At 73.3% G+C, this 16,805-nt stretch carries 15 protein-coding genes; 9 read left to right on the forward strand and 6 right to left on the reverse strand.

The genetic code is table 11. The features are described 5' to 3' along the window. Positions 1 to 73: 73 nt before the first annotated feature. Positions 74 to 1,504, forward strand: a complete 1,431-nt coding sequence (locus ACIHEJ_RS16625) for a GH1 family beta-glucosidase (protein WP_400135619.1) — start codon at positions 74 to 76, stop codon at positions 1,502 to 1,504. A 70-nt stretch (positions 1,505 to 1,574) separates the two neighbouring features. Here ACIHEJ_RS16625 and ACIHEJ_RS16630 read toward each other — a convergent pair whose 3' ends face one another. The 3 genes from ACIHEJ_RS16630 to ACIHEJ_RS16640 all read right to left on the reverse strand — a co-directional run bounded on the left by ACIHEJ_RS16630 (position 1,575) and on the right by ACIHEJ_RS16640 (position 5,308). Beyond that, entirely contained in the window at positions 1,575 to 3,071 is a 1,497-nt protein-coding gene (locus ACIHEJ_RS16630; protein ID WP_400135621.1) for a cellulose binding domain-containing protein, read from the reverse strand. 132 nt (positions 3,072 to 3,203) lie between these two features. Next, a complete protein-coding gene (locus tag ACIHEJ_RS16635) occupies positions 3,204 to 4,595 on the reverse strand; it encodes a sensor histidine kinase (protein ID WP_400135622.1) in 1,392 nt (463 codons plus the stop codon). Continuing rightward, complete coding sequence (locus tag ACIHEJ_RS16640; protein WP_400135624.1) at positions 4,592 to 5,308, reverse strand: response regulator transcription factor; 717 nt, start codon at positions 5,306 to 5,308, stop codon at positions 4,592 to 4,594. Before ACIHEJ_RS16640 ends, ACIHEJ_RS16635 begins: the two co-directional genes overlap by 4 nt. Before the next feature lie 101 nt (positions 5,309 to 5,409). On the opposite strand from ACIHEJ_RS16640, the gene ACIHEJ_RS16645 reads away from it, so the two are divergent. Then, positions 5,410 to 5,916, forward strand: a complete 507-nt coding sequence (locus tag ACIHEJ_RS16645; RefSeq protein WP_400135626.1) for a hypothetical protein — start codon at positions 5,410 to 5,412, stop codon at positions 5,914 to 5,916. A 13-nt stretch (positions 5,917 to 5,929) separates the two neighbouring features. On the opposite strand, the gene ACIHEJ_RS16650 is transcribed toward ACIHEJ_RS16645, so the two are convergent. Together ACIHEJ_RS16650 and ACIHEJ_RS16655 are read right to left on the reverse strand one after the other, a co-directional pair. After that, positions 5,930 to 6,799, reverse strand: coding sequence for a spermidine synthase (locus ACIHEJ_RS16650; protein ID WP_400135627.1), 870 nt, complete (start codon positions 6,797 to 6,799; stop codon positions 5,930 to 5,932). A 34-nt stretch (positions 6,800 to 6,833) separates the two neighbouring features. Next, on the reverse strand, positions 6,834 to 7,229 hold the full coding sequence (locus tag ACIHEJ_RS16655; protein ID WP_400135628.1) for a hypothetical protein: 396 nt from the start codon (positions 7,227 to 7,229) through the stop codon (positions 6,834 to 6,836). A 266-nt stretch (positions 7,230 to 7,495) separates the two neighbouring features. Here ACIHEJ_RS16655 and ACIHEJ_RS16660 point away from each other — a divergent pair, with 266 nt between their 5' ends. Continuing rightward, the gene (locus ACIHEJ_RS16660) at positions 7,496 to 8,944 is read left to right on the forward strand and encodes a hypothetical protein (RefSeq protein ID WP_400135630.1); all 1,449 of its coding nucleotides are present in this window, start codon (positions 7,496 to 7,498) and stop codon (positions 8,942 to 8,944) included. Between the two features lie 453 nt (positions 8,945 to 9,397). After that, a complete protein-coding gene (locus ACIHEJ_RS16665; protein WP_400135632.1) occupies positions 9,398 to 10,159 on the forward strand; it encodes a hypothetical protein in 762 nt (253 codons plus the stop codon). 96 nt (positions 10,160 to 10,255) lie between these two features. Here ACIHEJ_RS16665 and ACIHEJ_RS16670 read toward each other — a convergent pair whose 3' ends face one another. Then, positions 10,256 to 10,891 carry a histidine phosphatase family protein gene (locus tag ACIHEJ_RS16670; RefSeq protein ID WP_400135634.1) on the reverse strand — a complete coding sequence of 212 codons (636 nt, stop codon included), beginning with the start codon at positions 10,889 to 10,891 and terminating at the stop codon, positions 10,256 to 10,258. 224 nt (positions 10,892 to 11,115) lie between these two features. Here ACIHEJ_RS16670 and ACIHEJ_RS16675 point away from each other — a divergent pair, with 224 nt between their 5' ends. The 5 genes from ACIHEJ_RS16675 (at position 11,116) to ACIHEJ_RS16695 (ending at position 16,688) form a co-directional block, all read left to right on the forward strand. Then, the gene (locus ACIHEJ_RS16675) at positions 11,116 to 12,060 is read left to right on the forward strand and encodes a phosphatase PAP2 family protein (protein ID WP_400135635.1); all 945 of its coding nucleotides are present in this window, start codon (positions 11,116 to 11,118) and stop codon (positions 12,058 to 12,060) included. Next, the gene (locus ACIHEJ_RS16680; protein WP_400135636.1) at positions 11,957 to 13,141 is read left to right on the forward strand and encodes a hypothetical protein; all 1,185 of its coding nucleotides are present in this window, start codon (positions 11,957 to 11,959) and stop codon (positions 13,139 to 13,141) included. The genes ACIHEJ_RS16675 and ACIHEJ_RS16680 overlap by 104 nt, the downstream gene beginning before the upstream one ends. After that, a complete protein-coding gene (locus tag ACIHEJ_RS16685) occupies positions 13,132 to 14,721 on the forward strand; it encodes a hypothetical protein (RefSeq protein ID WP_400135638.1) in 1,590 nt (529 codons plus the stop codon). The genes ACIHEJ_RS16680 and ACIHEJ_RS16685 overlap by 10 nt, the downstream gene beginning before the upstream one ends. Continuing rightward, on the forward strand, positions 14,718 to 16,055 hold the full coding sequence (locus ACIHEJ_RS16690) for an AAA domain-containing protein (RefSeq protein WP_400135640.1): 1,338 nt from the start codon (positions 14,718 to 14,720) through the stop codon (positions 16,053 to 16,055). Before ACIHEJ_RS16685 ends, ACIHEJ_RS16690 begins: the two co-directional genes overlap by 4 nt. 264 nt (positions 16,056 to 16,319) lie before the next feature. Beyond that, entirely contained in the window at positions 16,320 to 16,688 is a 369-nt protein-coding gene (locus ACIHEJ_RS16695; RefSeq protein ID WP_400135642.1) for a hypothetical protein, read from the forward strand. Positions 16,689 to 16,805 lie beyond the last annotated feature (117 nt).

Raw genomic sequence — 16,805 nt, forward strand, 5'->3', positions numbered from 1 at the left:
CCTCTTCCTTCTTCTCCTTGCCTCTCCCCCACCTACTCCGTCGGTCTTCCACGACCCCCTTGGGAGCGCTTCCATGCCTGACTCCGTTTCCTCCGTGACCTTTCCTCCCGCCTTTCTCTGGGGCGCCGCGACCTCGGCGTACCAGATCGAGGGGGCGGTGCGGGAGGACGGCCGCACCCCCTCGATCTGGGACACCTTCAGCCATACGCCGGGCAGGACGGCAGGCGGGGAGACCGGTGACCTGGCCGTCGACCACTACCACCGCTACCGCGAGGACGTGGCGCTGATGGCGGAGCTGGGCCTGAACGCCTACCGCTTCTCGGTCTCCTGGTCCCGGGTGCAGCCGACGGGCCGGGGGCCGGCGGTCCAGCGGGGCCTGGACTTCTACCGCAGGCTGGTGGACGAGCTGCTCGCCCACGGCATCAGGCCGGCGCTCACCCTGTACCACTGGGATCTGCCGCAGGAGCTGGAGGACGCGGGCGGCTGGCCGGAGCGGGACACCGCGTTCCGGTTCGCCGAGTACGCGCAGCTCGTCGGCGGGGCGCTGGGCGACCGGGTGGAGCAGTGGATCACCCTCAACGAGCCCTGGTGCAGCGCCTTCCTGGGCTACGGCTCGGGTGTGCACGCCCCCGGCCGCACCGACCCGGCCGCCGCCCTGCGCGCCGCCCACCACCTCAACCTCGGCCACGGGCTCGCCGCTTCGGCGCTGCGCGCGGCGATGCCGGCCCGCAACCAGATCGCGATCAGCCTCAACTCCTCGGTCGTACGGCCCCTTACGCAGGACCCGGCCGACCTGACGGCGGCCCGCCGGATCGACGACCTGGCCAACGGCGTCTTCCACGGTCCGATGCTGCACGGCGCCTACCCCGAGTCGCTGCTCGCGGCGACGACGTCGGTGACGGACTGGTCCCACGTCCTCGACGGCGATCTGCGCACGATCAGGACCCCGCTGGACGCGCTGGGCCTGAACTACTACACGCCCGCCCTGGTGTCGGCCGCGTCGGACACGGTGAAGGGTCCCCGGGCGGACGGCCACGGGGCCAGCGACCACTCGCCCTGGCCGGGCGCCGACGACGTGCTGTTCCACCAGACGCCCGGCGAGCGCACGGAGATGGGCTGGACGATCGATCCGACGGGCCTGTACGACCTGATCACGCGGTACACGCGCGAGGCCCCCGGGCTGCCCCTGTACATCACCGAGAACGGGGCGGCCTACGACGACAAGCCCGACCCCGACGGCCGCGTCCACGACCCCGAGCGCATCGCCTACCTGCACGGCCATCTGGCGGCGGTGCGGCGCGCGATCGCGGACGGCGCCGACGTGCGCGGCTACTACCTGTGGTCCCTGATGGACAACTTCGAGTGGGCGTACGGCTACGGCAAGCGGTTCGGCGCGGTCTACGTGGACTACGCGACGCTGGAGCGGACCCCGAAGTCGAGTGCCCACTGGTACGCGCAGGCGGCGCGGACGGGGACGCTGCCACCGGTGGAGCCGGCCGTCTGAGCATGCCCGAAGGGGCGTGGCATTCCCCCCGGAGTGCCACGCCCCGGTTCAGGGGCCCGTCGGTGTCGGGTCAGCCGAAGGCGTGGAACGCCTTGGAGAACGCGAACTTGTCCTGGACGACCGAGCTGCAGGTCGGGTCGGCGGAGTTCTTCGCGCCGCCGTCGCAGCTCTTGTCACGGGCCGCGGACCACATGGAGAGCCCGCCGAGCCCCCTGGACTTGGCGAAGTCCGCCAGCTGGGTGGCGTCGTCGACCTTGAAGACCTCGGAGGAGACGTCGTTGACGCCGATCATCGGGGTGACGGCCACGGTCTTCCAGGCGGCGGAGTCGGACAGCCCGAGCACGCTCTTGACCTGGGCCTGGGTGGCGGTGGCGGCCTGTTCGGCGTAGCTGCCCATGTCACCGCTGTACGCGGGGCCGTAGTCCATCGCCATGATGTTGACGGTGCCGGTCTTCACGCCGTTCGACTTGGCGTCGGACAGCAGGTTGACGCCGTCCTGGGTGAGGCCCTCGGGCATCACCGGGAGGGTGAAGGAGACGTCCAGGTCCGGGTGCTGGGCCTGGAGCTTGGCGATGGCCTGGGCGCGTCGGGTGTTGGCCGCTGTGTTGGGCAGTGCGCCGCCCTCGACGTCGAAGTCGACCTTGGTCAGCTTGAAGGCGTCGATCACCTTGCCGTAGGCGGCGGCCAGCGCGTCCGCGGAGGTGCAGGTGGTGGCCAGCTCCGAGCCGGAGGCACCGCCGAAGGAGACCCGGACGTCACCGCCCTCGGCGCGCAGCGAACCGATCTGCGCGGCCACGCCGTCGCTGTTCAGGTCGGTGACCCCGCCCCACTTGGGGGTACAGCCGCCGCCGTCGGTGACGAAGGCGAGGTTGTAGGTCTTCACGCCGGTGGCGTCGGCGGCGCCGAGGAGGTCGAAGGCCGGGTAGAGCGAGGTGTCGACGTACGGGGCGAATCCGGCGGAGGTGGTGGTGCCGGACCCCGTGCCGGAGCCGGTCGTCCGGGAGGCGCTCGGGGTGGGGGTGGCGCTCTTGGTCGGTGAGGGGGTGGCGCTCTTGGTCGGCGTGGCGCTGTTGCCCGGTGTGGCGGTGGGTGCCGGCGACCTGGTCGCGGTGGGACGGCCGCTGGGCTCGGGGGTGGCGCCGTCGTCCGCGGAGCACCGGGTGTCGTCGATACGACAGCCCGTCGGGTCGCCGCTGCCGTTGACGACGAAGCCGACGGTCACCGACTTGCCGGGGGCCAGCCCGGCGGTGTCCCACTTCGCGGGCTTCACGGTGACGTGCCCGCCGCTCACGCCGGACTCGCCGTTCCACAGGGAGCCGAGCGTGGCGCCCGCCGGCAGGTCGAACTCCAGCGTCCAGGTCTTCTCGGTCTGGGGGCTGTTGTTGGTGACGACGTACTGCGCGGTGTAGCCGGAGGACCAGTCGCTGGTCTTGGTGTAGGCGGCGTTCACCCCGGCCGCGTTCGCGGTGCCGGTGAGCAGGACCGCGCCGCCACCGACCACGGCGGCGGCCACCAGGCCGCCTATCGCCTTGTCCCTGCCACTGATCCTGCGCCGGTGCGTGCTCATGCGCGTGCCTGCCTTCGCTGTTCACGGGGGTGAGGTGCGGGAGCACGCTAGCGGCCGGGAATCGGGCAAACGGCTTGATCCGGACGCCCGTTGCAGACCTTAGGGTTCGCTTAAGGAAGGGATCGGGGGCGGTTAATGGTCGAGACCAGTGGGGACCGGTTTGCCCGACCGGCGTCTGCGCACCGCGCTCCGGTGTCCCCGTCTCACCGGCTTCCGCCCGTCCAGCTGGAACCAGATCCGCACCTCGGTGCCGCCCAGCACCGAGGCGCCGATGCGGACGTCGCCGCCGGTGGCCTCGGCGAGCCGGCGCACGATGTCCAGGCCCAGGCCGGTGGAGCCGGTGTTCCCGGAGCCGCGCCCGCGGGCCATCGCCGCGTCCGGGTCGGGTATGCCGGGGCCCGCGTCGGAGACCAGCACGATCACCGCGTCCTCGCCGTTGTGCACGTCGACCGCGAAGGCGGTGCCCTCGGCGGTGTGCCGGAAGACGTTGCCGAGCAACGCGTCCAGCGCTGCGGCCAGGTCGGCGCGGGCGACGGGTATGCGCACCGGCCGCTCGACACCGGCCACCCGCCACTTGCGGCCCTCGTCCTCGGCGAGCGCGGACCAGAACTCCATGCGTTCGCGGACCACTTCCGCCGCGTCGCACCCGGCGCCCGGTCCGGCCGCGGCGGTCTGCGGCTTGGCTTCCCGGGCCGTACGGATGATGGTGTCGACCTCGCGCTCCAGCTGCGCGACGGCGGTCCGGGTCTGCTCGGCGGCGGGTCCGGCGCCCAGGGAGGCCGCGTTCAGCCGCAGCACGGTGAGCGGGGTGCGCAGCCGGTGCGACAGGTCGGCGGCCAGCTCGCGCTCGTTGGCGAGCAGTTGGACCACCTGGTCGGCCATGGAGTTGAACGCGACCGCCGCCAGTCTCAGCTCGGTCGGCCCGTCCTCCGGCACCCGGGCGCCCAGCTTGCCCTCGCCGAGTTCGTGCGCGCCCTCGACCAGCCGCCGGGCGGGCCGCACCATGCGCACCCCGAGCCGGTCGGCGACCGCGACCGAACCGACGATCAGCGCGAGACCGACGGCCGCGAGGACCGCCCAGGCCGTGCCGACGCCGTTGGTCACCTCGGACTCGGGCACGTACACCTCGACCACCGCGATCGAGCCGGAGCCGAGCGCCACCGGCTGCAGCAGCGTGGAGCCGCCGGAGACGGCCGTGGTGGAGGCGCGGCCCAGCTTCCGCACGGCGCGTATGTCTGAGTCGGCGGCGCGCTGCCGGCCGAGGTCCAGCGCGGCCCGGCCGCCGTCGGCCGGCAGGTGCACCGCCATTTCGGAGCCGTCACCTGCGGAGGCCACCACCCGCTCCAGCTTCTCCCGGTCGGTGGTGATGGACAGGGCGGGCGCGACCGCGGCGGCCTGCCGCTCGGCGTTCGAGAACGCCCGGTCGCGGGCCATCTCCTTGACGACCAGGCCGAGCGGGACGGCGAACGCGACCACGACCATCGTGGTCACCGCCAGGCAGACCTTGACCAGGGCCCATCTCATCGCACCGGCTCCCCGTCGCCCGCGTCGACCGGAGGTTCGAGCTTCACGCCGACGCCCCGCAGCGTGTGCAGATAGCGGGGCCGCGCGGCCGTCTCCCCCAACTTCCTGCGCAACCAGGACAGATGTACGTCGATCGTCTGGTCGTCGCCGTAGGACTGCTGCCAGACCTCGGCGAGGAGTTCCTTGCGCGGGACGACCACCCCCGGGCGCCCGGCGAGGAAGGCGAGCAGGTCGAACTCGCGGCGGGTCAGGTCGAGCCGGACGCCGTCCAGCTCGGCCTGGCGGCGCAGCGGGTCGACGGTCAGGCCGCCGACCCGCAGGACGCTGGACGGCGGGGCCTCGCCGCCCGCCGAGCGGGCGCGGCGGAGCACGGCCGCGATCCGCGCCGACAGGTGCTCGACGGAGAACGGCTTGGTGAGATAGTCGTCCGCCCCCGCGTTCAGCAGCCGCACGATCTCCGTCTCGTCGTCCCGGGCGGTGGCGATGATGACCGGCACATCGGTGATGCCGCGCAGCATCTTCAGGGCCTCGGAGCCGTCCAGGTCGGGCAGTCCGAGGTCCAGGATGACCACGTCGAAACGGAAATGGGCGACCTCGCGCAGCGCCTCCAGCGCCGTACCGACGCTGCGCACCATGTGCGAGGCGTCGGTCAGATGCCGGATGAGCGCCGAGCGGACGAACTGGTCGTCCTCGACCACGAGCACACTTGCCATGCGCCGCACCGTACGCCATGCGGCCCGCACCGGTCCGGGACCTGTGGACAACCCGGCCCCTGTGGACAACCGGTGTGTCCCTTGAGGCAGTATGGCCCGCGATGCGCAGAGGACTCGTACACGTACTGGCGTGGCTGCTCGCGACGGGAGCGGCGGTCACGCTGTCGTGGTGGGGCGTGCACACGGTGATGACGGGGACGGCCTACGACCCGCCGCGCGCCCTGCCGGTCACCGCGGCCGACACCACCGCGCAGCGCTCCAGGCCCCTGCCGTCCCCGACCCCGGCCCGGACGCCGTCGAGCAGGCCGCCCGCACCCACCCGGGCCCGCACCCCGGCCCACGGCACCACTCCATCCCCCACCGCGAGCACATCCGCGCCGGCGTCCGGGCAGGTCAAGGCCTACGACACCGACGGCGGCCGGGCGGTGTTCGAGCTGGGCGCGTCCAGCGCCACGCTCGTCTCGGCGACCCCGGGGACCGGCTGGTCGATGCAGGTGTGGAAGACCGAGACCTGGATCCGGGTGGAGTTCAGCCGGGGCACCGACCGGGTGTCGGTGTTCTGCACCTGGCACGACGGGCCGCCGCACGTGGAGATCGGCACCTACTGACCGGGGCGGGCGCTCACTGGAACACCGAGGGCGGCGGGGCCGGGGAGGCGACCGCCACCGCGTCCGTCACGGGGGTGGCCCCGCCGGTGAAGTCGGAGAGCTGCCTGCCGTGTTCCACCCGGCCCGGATGCGGGTCGGTGGCGGCGCGGCGGGTGAGTTCGGCGAGCGGCAGCGGATGGTCGGAGGCGACCAGGATCGCGTTGCCGAAGCGCTTGCCGCGCAGGACGGCCGCGTCGGCGATCAGCGCGAGTTCGCCGAACCGGGCGGCGGCGGTGGCGATCTGGCCGCGCAGGTGGGCGAGCGGTGGGCCGTCCGCGAGGTTGGCGGTGTAGACGCCGCCGGGTCTCAGGGCGCGGCGGACCTCGTCCAGGAACTCGACGGAGGTGAGGTGGGCGGGGGTGCGGGCGGCGCTGAAGACGTCGGCGACGACCAGGTCGGCCCAGCCGTCGGGCACCTTGGCCAGCCCCGCGCGGGCGTCCGTCGAGCGCACCCGGATGCGCGCGTTCGGGTCCAGGGGCAGCTCGCGGCGGACCAGTTGGACCAGGGCCGCGTCCCGTTCGACGACCTGCTGGGTGGAGCGGGGGCGGGTGGCGGCGACGTACCGGGCGAGGGTGAACGCCCCGCCGCCGAGGTGGACGGCGTGCACGGGCTTGCCGGGCGGGGCGGCGAGGTCGATGACATGGCCGAGGCGGCGCTGGTACTCGAAGGACAGGTGTCCGGGGTCGTCCAGGTCGACGTGCGACTGGGGCGCCCCGTCGATCAGCAGGGTCCAGGCCCGGTCCCGGTCCGGGTCGGGTACGAGCTGTGCGAGCCCCCCGTCGACCGTCTCGACGACGGCTTCGACGGCGGCCGACCTGCGCCGGGTGTTCCTGGACCTGCCCATCCGTCCATTTTCGCAGGTGACCCGGGCGGGTGCGTCAGCGGCAGTTGTCGGCCGCCTCGATCAGCCGCGCCGCCTCCCCGAGGGCCCGGCGCAGCACCACCGGATCGGTGGCGAGGTCGGCCTCGCCGGGCGGCAGCAGCCAGTCGGAGCCCTCGACCGGCGGCCCGGGGTTCAGCCTCAGGCCGCGGCCGTTCGTCTCGGTGCAGGTGCTGCCCGGTACGTCCCAGCCGGCCGCCGTGCCGGCCGGCACCAGGAAGCCGAGCGTGCCGCAGCCGTCGTCGTGGAGCACGGGACCGACCGCGTCCCCGCGGCGCAGGATGTCGACCGCCTCCAGGCCCTGCCGGGTCGGCACGGTCACGAGGTCGCACACCGCGTCGCCCACCGGCGACGGCGCCGTAGGACAAGGTTCGTTGCTCTGGCTGGTCTCCATGCCGGCCTCCACCACACAGCCCTGTTGCGGTCCATGGAGTCCAACGCGCGACGGCGTCAACGGCTACGGCACAAGTGCGCCGCAAAGGATGGCACTTCATGGCAGATCGTGGATGAGATATCCGGTTTGTAGCCAAACACAGCGTGGCGGGTCCTTCACAGCAGGTACGTTCATGCCCGCCGGAACCAGGGCGTCACCGGGACAACTCGTCACGGATCCGCCCCGGCACCGGCATGGTTCGACGGTTCGCACGAGAGGACCCGGCCATGGCGTCGTCAACCGAGACCGCGTCACAGCCCGAACGGCCACCCCGGCCGAACCTCGCCTTCCGGCAGTTGCGCGGCAGTCGTTCACCGGCCGAGTTCGCGGCACTGGTACGCCGTGCCGCGCGCGAGATCGGTGAGCGGGTGAGCTGTGACGCGCGCTACGTCGGCAGGGTCGAGGCGGGTGAGATCCGCTGCCCCAACTACGCGTACGAGCGGGTGTTCATGCACATGTTTCCCGGTCGCGCGCTCACCGACCTCGGCTTCGCGCCCCGCTCGTCCGTCCGCGGACGGGCGGCCCGCGCGACCCCGGACGCGGACCCGGCGCCGGCCGCCGGTGCGCCGCCCGGTGGCGCGCCGGGTGAGTCACCGGGGGCCTTCGAGCCGTATGACCCGCATGAGAACGACCAACTGAACCACGAGGAGAGCGACGTGCTGCGTCGCGCATTCATGACCGGCGGCGGCGCCACGGTGGCCGCCGCCACGCTGGGCCCGCTGCGGCCCACCACGGACGCGACGGCCGCGGTCCGGCCGTCGCGCCGGCCCGGAACCCCCGAGGCGGCGGCCCTGGAGGAGGCCGTCCGCCGCATCCGGCTGCTCGACGACCGGCACGGCGCGGACGGCCTCTACCGGCGTGCGGCGGCTCCGTTGCGCGCCGCCTACGCGCTGCTGGACGCCGGTGCGACCCGGCAGACCACCGCGGACCGGTTGCACGCGGGCGCCGGTGAACTCGCCATCTCCGTGGGCTGGCTGGCGCACGACTCCGGCCGCTACGACGACGCCCGCTCGCACTACGCCGAGGCGCTGGCCACCGCCCGCATGACCGGGGACCCGGGGCTGGAGGCACACGCCTTCTGCAACACCGCGTTCCTGGCGCGGGACGCCGGCCGGCCCCGGGAGGCGGTGCGCGCGGCGCAGGCCGCCCAGCGCGCCGCACGCCCCCTGGGCTCCGCGCGGCTGATGTCCCTGCTCGCCCTGCGGGAGGCGGGCGGCTGGGCGGGGCTCGCCGACCGCACCGGCTGCGAACAGGCACTCGTCCGGGCGCAGGCGCTGTTCGAGCGAGGGCACTCGGAGGCCGACCCCGAGTGGATGAGCTTCTACGGCGAGGCCGAGCTGGAGGGACTCGAGGCGCAGTGCTGGTCCACGCTGGGTGACTGGCGGCGCGCGTCCCGGCACGCGCGCCGTGCGGCGCATCTGCAGGACCCGCACTTCACCCGCAACATCGCGCTGTACACGGCGGAACTGGCCGACGACCTGGCCCGCGAGGGCCGTCCCGACGAGGCGGCGGCTGCCGGGCTGCGTGTCCTCGCCCTGCTGGACCAGGTCCAGTCCTCCCGCATCCAGAGCATGCTGGCGGGCACGGCCCGGGTGCTGCTGCCGCATCGGCGGGCGTCGGGGGTGTCCGACTTCCTGGACCGGCACGCGTCCACGCCACGGGCCGCGCGGGCTTAGGCCGTGTCCTGTGCGGTGAGGCTTCGTCGACCTCGTGCGGGGCGGGTTCGTGGACACGCCTGACGAGGCGCTGTCCGCTGCCATCGTCCACGTCCTGGTCAGCGGGTTCGCCCGGCGGGCTCTGCCGCCCTGCTTCGGTGCATCGCCTGCAAAGGCGTCGAGTCCAGCGGGCAAGGGGGACGTCGACCACCTCGCCTTTCCGGGACTCGCCGCGGCTCTCTGCTGCCGCAGGCGACCCGCCCGCCTCTCCGCACAGGACAATCTCGGTCGCCCCTCGAGGGCGTGGCACCCTCCCGACCCTGCCACCGAAGGAGTGCGCCGCGACCCGCCGATCCCCGCTCCCTACGCGCCGATGGTGACGGCCTGCCGTGACGACGCAGGATCGACATGCTCTTGCTACAGCCTCACCTCTGCGATGAGAATCGGACGACGGGAAATCAGGGAAGGGGCGTCATGGACTCAAATGGCCTGTTATCAACCGTTGTAGACATTTTCACCAAGGCGTCCGACAGCGCCGCTACCGGCATCGCAAGCGGGGCCGCGACGCTGGTTATCGATCTCGTTCGCCGAAGACTCGTCGGTTCGCAGGAAGGCCGTTCGGTTCTGGCGCAAGTCGAGGAGAATCCCTCAGAGGTGGCAGCCGCCAACGCCTTACGGGCCGTTCTGGAAAGGGAAATCGCCGCCGACAGCACTTTCCGAGCTCAGCTGGCTGCAGCCGTCGCGGGGCCTCCACCAGTCCATCAACCGAGCACGATCGCCCACAGCGTGGTACTGGGAAGTGGGAACAGACTGGGCAAGTCCCAGATCTCCCTGGGGCCGCTGACGATCAACAACACGCGCACTGCACGCATATCCTTACTGGCGATTGCGGCCGCAGTGGCAGCCCTGCTGTCTCTCTGCGGCTACTTGCTGGCCGATTCTTTTTCCTCGGACAGTGCGGGCAGTGTAAGCAATCGCGAAGTCTGCGAGCAGGCATTGCCGCTTCGGACGCAAGTGGCGGACATGGGCGATGCGGCATACGCCGCCAATGTCGACAAGTGGCGCAGCGTCATCGATCTGGCAAGTCATGCAAGCGATGCACGCCTCGCCGCGTACGGAAAATTCGCCGAGCAGCACTACCGAAATCTGCCCAACTACTACAGTCCTCTCACTGACATCATCGATTATTCCTGCAATGGTGACGCCAGCGGACTGACTGACACCCCGGCGCCGTGACCTGCCCCTCGCCCAAGAACCCCTTGGCCACGGGGGCGAGCTCAGCGCGCGTCCGGAGAACCCACGGGATGTCGGACACTTCCCGGCCCGGGTCGGTCAGCTCGTGCCGGACGACGTTCGCGCCGCGGCGGGTTCCCACCCCGCCAAGTGCCCCACGTCGTTCCAGCTGTGGATCGCCGGCTCCCCGTAGGCCCAGCCCAGAACGGACAGCGAGGTCGGGTTCAGTCGCAGGCGTGAGCCGAAGGAGAGCGGCAGCCCCAGCCAGCGGGCGCCGATGGAACGAAGCATGTGCCCGTGGGCGAAGACCAGCACGTCGCGGTCGGCCGACCGCGCCCACGACACCGCCTCGTCCGCCCGCGCGGTCATCTCGGCGATGCTCTCCCCCTCCGGCACCCCGTCGCGCCAGATGAGCCACCCCGGCCGCACGGCCTGGATCTCGGCCGGCGTCATCCCCTCGTACGCCCCGTAGTCCCACTCCATCAGCGTGTCCCAGGACTCGGCCCGCTCGCCGAACCCGGCGAGTTCGCACGTCTCACGCGCGCGTACCAGCGGGCTGGTCCGCACCTCCACGTCCGGCAGGCCGTCGTACGGCGCCCGGTGCAGCCGCTCCCCGAGCAGCTTGGCCCCGCGCCGACCCTCCTCCAGCAGCGGTACGTCGGTCCTGCCGGTGTGCTTGCCGGACAACGACCACTCCGTCTGTCCGTGCCGGGCCAGCAGGATGCGCGGTGCCATGGGGGACCTTTCCGGGAGGTGGACGTCGAACGGACGTCACGGGAACAACAGGACGAGACCCCTCCATCATCGCTCACGCCCACTCCGGGCAACCCGGCGGGCGATCTCGGCGTCTTCCCGGGGCGGAGCACCCCTCATGGGCGAAGTACGCACACCGTAAAGTGGTGCGGTCGCCCGCCGGGCGGGCGACCGCAGCAGAAGGCAGAAGGGGGAGGGCGAATCGGATGCCGCAGACCGAGACACCGGGCACCGAGGTGACCCCCCGTACCCGGCTGCGGTGGTGGACCGAGCTGCCGCTGATCCTGCTGGTCTACGGCTGCTACTCGGCCGGCCGTCTCCTGGCGCGCGGTGACGTCGCCGGCGCCGTCGACCACGGCCTGGCGATCCTGCGCCTCGAGAAGCTGCTGCACCTGAACGCCGAGCACCCGCTGAACCGTCTGTTCACGCGCGAGCCGTGGCTCGGCGTCCCCGCCGACTTCTGGTACGCCTCGCTGCACTACCTGGTCACGCCCGCCGTCCTGGTCTGGCTGTTCCGGGCCCGCGCGGAGCACTACCGGGCGGTCCGCACCTGGCTGATGACGTCCACGTTCATCGGCCTGATCGGCTTCACCCTGCTGCCGACCTGCCCGCCCCGGCTGCTCTCCGCCGACCACGGCTTCGTCGACACGATGGCCCACTACAGCTCGTACGGCTGGTGGGGCGGCGACGCCAGTGCGCCGCGCGGCATGGGCGGGATGACCAACCAGTACGCGGCCATGCCGAGTCTGCATGTCGGCTGGGCGCTGTGGTGCGGGGTCATGCTGTGGCGGTACGGCGGCACGCGGGCGGCGAAGGTCTTCGGCGTGGTCTACCCGCTGGGCACCGCGCTCGTGGTCATGGGCACCGCCAACCACTACTTCCTGGACGCGGTCGCCGGGGTCGCCGTGATGGGCGTCGGACTCCTGCTGGCGGCGCCGGTGATGCGGGCGGCGGACCGGGTCCGGGACCGGCTGTTCCCGCGCACCGCACCGGTCCCGGAGGACTCGGGTTCCCCGTTTGTCAGTGCCGGATGCCAGACTTCCGCGGGTGAGCGAATTCCACGGCAGCGCGAGTCGCAGCTCGACGCCGCAGCCGACCCGGACGCCTCCCCCAGCGACGCGGGAGAGGGGACTCCGGCACCGGCTCGCTGAGCTGCGCGGTCCCGACGTGCCCGCCAGACCCCTGGACGCGCGCGCCCTGGCGGCGCTCGCCGCGAACCCCGGGTGCGCGCGGCGGGCGATCCTGGACGGCGCCGGGGTGGACAAGGCGCGGCTGGCGAGCGCGCTGGGCGCACCGTCCGGTTTCGGGCAGTCGCAGTTCGCGCTGACGCGCGGGAACGCGTTCGAGGCGAAGGTGAAGGCCGACGGCGGCGCCGAGTTGCTGCGGCTCGTGCACGCCCGCCTCGACCCGGGCGCCGAGCCGCCGGAGGGTGCCTCCGTCCCCGACCTGACCGCACAGGGCCCCGAAGGGCGTACGGCCCGTACGGCACTTGCGTTGCGGGAGGCCACGCAGGCAGGCGGCTGGACGCTGCTGGACCATCCGATGCTCGCCCTGGACGTGGCCGGTTCGCTCGCCTTCCTGGAGCCGGACGCGGTGGTGGTGCACCCCGACGGCAGCTGGTCGGTGGTGGAGATCAAGTCCTTCCCGATGCTGGACGGCTCCGCGGACCCGGCGAAGGTCGGCGCCGCGGCACGGCAGTCGGCGGTGTACGTGCTGGCCCTGGAGGAGGTCGCCGCCCGCCTCGATCCGGCCCCGCGCGTACGGCACCGGGTGCTGCTGGTGTGCCCGAAGGACTTCTCCAACCTGCCCGCCGCCTGTCCCGTGGACGTCCGCAAGCAGCGCGCGGTCACCGCACGCCAGCTGGCCCGGCTGACCCGGATCGAGGAGATCGCAGGCTCGCTGCCGGAGGGGCTCTGCTTCGGGCCCGACCGGGACCCAGCGGAGCTGACGGCGGCCGTGGAGGCGGTGCCGGCGGCGTACGCGCCCGAGTGCCTGTCCGCGTGCGAGCTGGCCTTCCACTGCCGGGAGCGGTCCCGCGAGGCGGGTGCCGTCACCCGCCTCGGCCGCCCGCTGCGCGCCGAGCTGGGCGGTCTGGGCACGGTCGAGGAGGTCCTCGCGGCGGCCCGCGGCCTCAGCGGCGACCCGGACGACCCTGCGGTGGCGGCCCTGCGCCGGGCCGCCGCCCTGCGCGCGGAGGCGCTGGCGGATGCGGGGGTGGCCGTATGTCCCTGATCACCACGCTCGCCCGCCTCGAGGCGGTCGGCAGCGGCCGGGCCCAGCCCGCCGCGACCGTCCGGCACCGGCATCTGGCCGACCGCCCGCTGGTGTTCGTGCCGCTCACCACCGCCGGTGAGGCCGGTGCCCCGCTCGGCGCGCTGGTCGGCACGGACCGGGACGCCCCGCGCCTGCTGGTCGTACCGCAGCCGCGCGACCGCGATCTGCGCTTCGCGTTCCTGGCCGAACTCGCCGACGTCGTCCTGCCGTACATCGACTCCTACGCCGAGTCGGTGGAGGCGGCCGAGCGCACCGAGACCGACCCGGAGACCGGCAAGCGGGTCAAGGTCGAGGTGGAGCTGTGCGCGGACGCGCCCCAGCTGATCGTGCCGAGCCGCGCGGGCCTTGAGTTCGTACGGCTGCTGGGCCGCTCGATGCGGTTCCGCCGGACCGCCGAGCAGGACCCGGAGGCGCCCCATCCGGCGCCGCCCCGGGTGCCGCTGCTCGGCCGCTGGCTGACCCACTACGGCGAGCGGGCCCGGGTCCCCGGATCCTCGCTGCTGCTCGCCCTGACCGAGGTGCTGGCCCGGCACTGGGCGACCGGCCAGTCCGGTCTGGAGGACCAGCACCTGGGCGCGCTGCTCGCCTGGATCGACCCGCCCGGGGACCTCTCCGGCGCGGAGGCCGCGCGCCGGGCCGAGCTGGCGCGGGACGCGGCCGGGCAGCTGCTGTGTCCACCGGCCGGCCCGGCCACCGACCCGGCGTTCGACAACAGGCTGCTGGCGCCGGCGATCGAGCGGTACGACCGGGCGCGCACCGCCCTCGCCGCCGCCGAGGACGCCCTGGCCGCCGACGACCGGCTGGCCGCGCTCACGGCGGCCGAGCGGGAGGTCCGCGACCTGGTCGAGAGCCGCACCCGGCCGACCTGGGACGCGATGTGGCGGGGCCTGGACCTGCTGCGGGCGCTGCCCGAGGGCGCGCATGTCGAGGAGCGCTGGACCCGGGACCGCTGGTCGTTCACCGGGCACCGGGACCGGGTGCTGGCCGGGGAGCCGCCGCAGCCGCGCCGGGACGACGCGGTGACGGCGGCGAACAAGCTGGCCACGCGCGAGCGTGAGCAGGCCCGGCTGGAGGCGCAGGAGGCGCTGGACGATCCGCTGGAGATGGCGGGGCGGCGGCTGGCCGGGGAGGCGTTCGCGGGCGAGGTGACCGACGTCGTGATGGCGTACAGCGAGAGCAAGCGGCCGAGCCCGCGCCCGCTGGTGACGGTCCGTACGGACGACCGGCCGCATCTGGCGGAGCGGGCGAAGGTGTACCGGTCGCTGGGCGGCAAGCCGCAGTCGGCGGAGTTCGTCGGCCTGGACGGCGACGGTGCGCTGGTGCTGCGGATCGTGGACAAGATGGGCCGGGGCAAGGAGCCGGAGCCCGGGTCCGTGCCCGAGAAGGGCGACCGGATCTGCTTCACGCTGTTCGAGCACGAGCAGCGGGGCGGGGCGAAGCTGCCCGACCCGGAGGAGACCCCGTGGACGCACGGCGGCCCGCCGGGCGAGGCCGTACCGGAGGCGCCCGACACCGTGACCGAGGAGGACGTGCTGTGACGACGGTCGACTTCGACCCCGGAGCCGCTGCCGCCCGCGCCACCGACGCGATCCTCGACGACACCCTGCACGGCACCGAGCGGGGCGTGGTCGTGGACTCCCCGCCGGGCGCCGGCAAGTCCACGCTGGTGGTCCGCGCGGCCCTGGAACTGGCCGGTGCGGGCCGCCCCCTGATGGTGGTGGCGCAGACGAACGCGCAGGTGGACGACCTGGTGCTGCGCCTGGCCGAGAAGGACCCCGAGCTGCCGGTCGGCCGGCTGCACAGCAGCGACAGCGACCCGTACGACAAGGCGCTGGACGACCTGCCGCAGGTGCGCACGTCGGCGAAGGCGGCCGACCTGAACGGCCTCCCGGTGGTCCTGTCCACGGCCGCGAAGTGGGCGCACGTGAAGGTGGACGAGCCGTGGCGGCACGCGATCGTGGACGAGGCGTACCAGATGCGCTCCGACTCCCTGCTGGCCGTGGCGGGCCTGTTCGAGCGGGCGCTGTTCGTCGGCGACCCGGGGCAGCTGGATCCGTTCGCGATCGTGGGCAGCGAGCAGTGGGCGGGCCTGTCGTACGACCCGTCGGCCTCGGCCGTGACGACGCTCCTGGCCCACAACCCGGGCCTGCCCCAGCACCGTCTGCCGGTCTCCTGGCGCCTGCCGGCCTCGGCGGCCCCGCTGGTCTCGGACGCGTTCTATCCGTACACGCCGTTCCGCAGCGGCACGGACCACGGCGACCGGCGCCTGACCTTCGCGGTCCCCTCGGACGGCTCGGGGCCGGACCAGGTGATCGACGAGGCGGCGGAGTCCGGCTGGGGTCTGCTGGAGCTGCCCGCCCGGCACACCCCGCGCACGGATCCGGAGGCGGTGCGGGCGGTGGCGGCGGTCGTACGCCGGCTGCTGGACCGCGGCGGGGCGGCGGTCTCGGAGCGCTCACCGGACCCCACCCCGCTCACCGCCGACCGCGTCGCCGTCGGCACCGCCCACCGCGACCAGGCGGCGGCGGTCCGCGCGGCTCTGGCCGACCTCGGGGTGACGGACGTGACGGTCGACACCGCGAACCGCCTCCAGGGCCGCGAGTACGACGTCACGGTGGTCCTGCACCCGCTCTCCGGCCGCCCCGACGCCACCGCCTTCCACCTCGAGACGGGCCGCCTGTGCGTGCTGGCCTCCCGGCACCGCCACGCGTGCATCGTGGTCTGCCGGGCCGGCGTGGGCGACCTGCTGGACGACTACCCGTCCACGGAACCGGTCCAGCTGGGCACCGTGGTGAAGTTCCCGGACGGCTGGGAAGCGAATCACGCGATCCTGGCCCACCTGTCCGAGCACCGCGTGAACTGGCGGCCATGACGAACGGCCCCACACCGGCGGGCGCCCGCCCGGTACCGCCCGCCCGCCGCGGCAGCGGCGATCCGTGCCGCGGCACGCCGCCGGAGGCGGCCCCTGGTCACAGCCCCCGCGACGCCCGGGAGGCGGACCACGCCGTCCTGGCCCACCCGTCCGGACGCCGCGTGAACCGGCGGCCCCAGGTCCCCCTTGCGTCGGCGCGGGACAATGGACGGTGGCCCACCCAGAAGGCGGGGCCCAGCGAACCGTACGAGGAGGAGACAGGACATGGCGGAGCCCACGCCGCGTCGTAACGAACCGCGGCTACGCCCCGCGCCCCTGCTGTTCGAGCCCGCGGAGGCGGCCGGCGATCCCGAGCACTTCTTCGACCTGGAGAGGATCGAGGATCCGCGGGCGCTGCTGTCCCGGGCGACCGAGCTGGCCCAGGCGTTCCGCGCCGCCGCCGACCGGGCCGTGGAGTTCCAGGCCGTCGCGGCGGCCCAGCTCGCCGACCCGCGCCGGTTCGACCGGCTGACCCCGGCGGACATCGCCGATCGGGCGGAGTGGACCGAGGACTACGCGAAGAAGATGGTCGAGTTCGGGCGGGACCTGATGCGCGGCAACAGCGAGGGACGGACCTCCGCCGACCCCGTCTAGCCCCTGGCGCCCCCCACTGGCATATGCCAGGTGGGCAAGATACTCCTCCCCGCACCCTCCTGTCCCGATTTTCCGCAACCCACGGGAATCGCGTGCTCACGGCCGGTACACCTGGAC

This window comes from Streptomyces sp. NPDC052301, from assembly GCF_044593395.1.
Lineage (GTDB): Bacteria > Actinomycetota > Actinomycetes > Streptomycetales > Streptomycetaceae > Streptomyces.

What these genes read in the sequence shown, in the direction of transcription:
- ACIHEJ_RS16645 (WP_400135626.1), top strand. Translation starts at nt 5,410, where the DNA reads ATGCGCAGAGGACTCGTACACGTACTGGCGTGGCTGCTCGCGACGGGA.
- ACIHEJ_RS16650 (WP_400135627.1), bottom strand. Translation starts at nt 6,799, where the DNA reads ATGGGCAGGTCCAGGAACACCCGGCGCAGGTCGGCCGCCGTCGAAGCC.
- ACIHEJ_RS16695 (WP_400135642.1), top strand. Translation starts at nt 16,320, where the DNA reads ATGGCGGAGCCCACGCCGCGTCGTAACGAACCGCGGCTACGCCCCGCG.
- ACIHEJ_RS16670 (WP_400135634.1), bottom strand. Translation starts at nt 10,891, where the DNA reads ATGGCACCGCGCATCCTGCTGGCCCGGCACGGACAGACGGAGTGGTCG.
- ACIHEJ_RS16625 (WP_400135619.1), top strand. Translation starts at nt 74, where the DNA reads ATGCCTGACTCCGTTTCCTCCGTGACCTTTCCTCCCGCCTTTCTCTGG.
- ACIHEJ_RS16630 (WP_400135621.1), bottom strand. Translation starts at nt 3,071, where the DNA reads ATGAGCACGCACCGGCGCAGGATCAGTGGCAGGGACAAGGCGATAGGC.
- ACIHEJ_RS16660 (WP_400135630.1), top strand. Translation starts at nt 7,496, where the DNA reads ATGGCGTCGTCAACCGAGACCGCGTCACAGCCCGAACGGCCACCCCGG.
- ACIHEJ_RS16685 (WP_400135638.1), top strand. Translation starts at nt 13,132, where the DNA reads ATGTCCCTGATCACCACGCTCGCCCGCCTCGAGGCGGTCGGCAGCGGC.
- ACIHEJ_RS16675 (WP_400135635.1), top strand. Translation starts at nt 11,116, where the DNA reads ATGCCGCAGACCGAGACACCGGGCACCGAGGTGACCCCCCGTACCCGG.
- ACIHEJ_RS16640 (WP_400135624.1), bottom strand. Translation starts at nt 5,308, where the DNA reads ATGGCAAGTGTGCTCGTGGTCGAGGACGACCAGTTCGTCCGCTCGGCG.
- ACIHEJ_RS16665 (WP_400135632.1), top strand. Translation starts at nt 9,398, where the DNA reads ATGGACTCAAATGGCCTGTTATCAACCGTTGTAGACATTTTCACCAAG.
- ACIHEJ_RS16635 (WP_400135622.1), bottom strand. Translation starts at nt 4,595, where the DNA reads ATGAGATGGGCCCTGGTCAAGGTCTGCCTGGCGGTGACCACGATGGTC.
- ACIHEJ_RS16655 (WP_400135628.1), bottom strand. Translation starts at nt 7,229, where the DNA reads ATGGAGACCAGCCAGAGCAACGAACCTTGTCCTACGGCGCCGTCGCCG.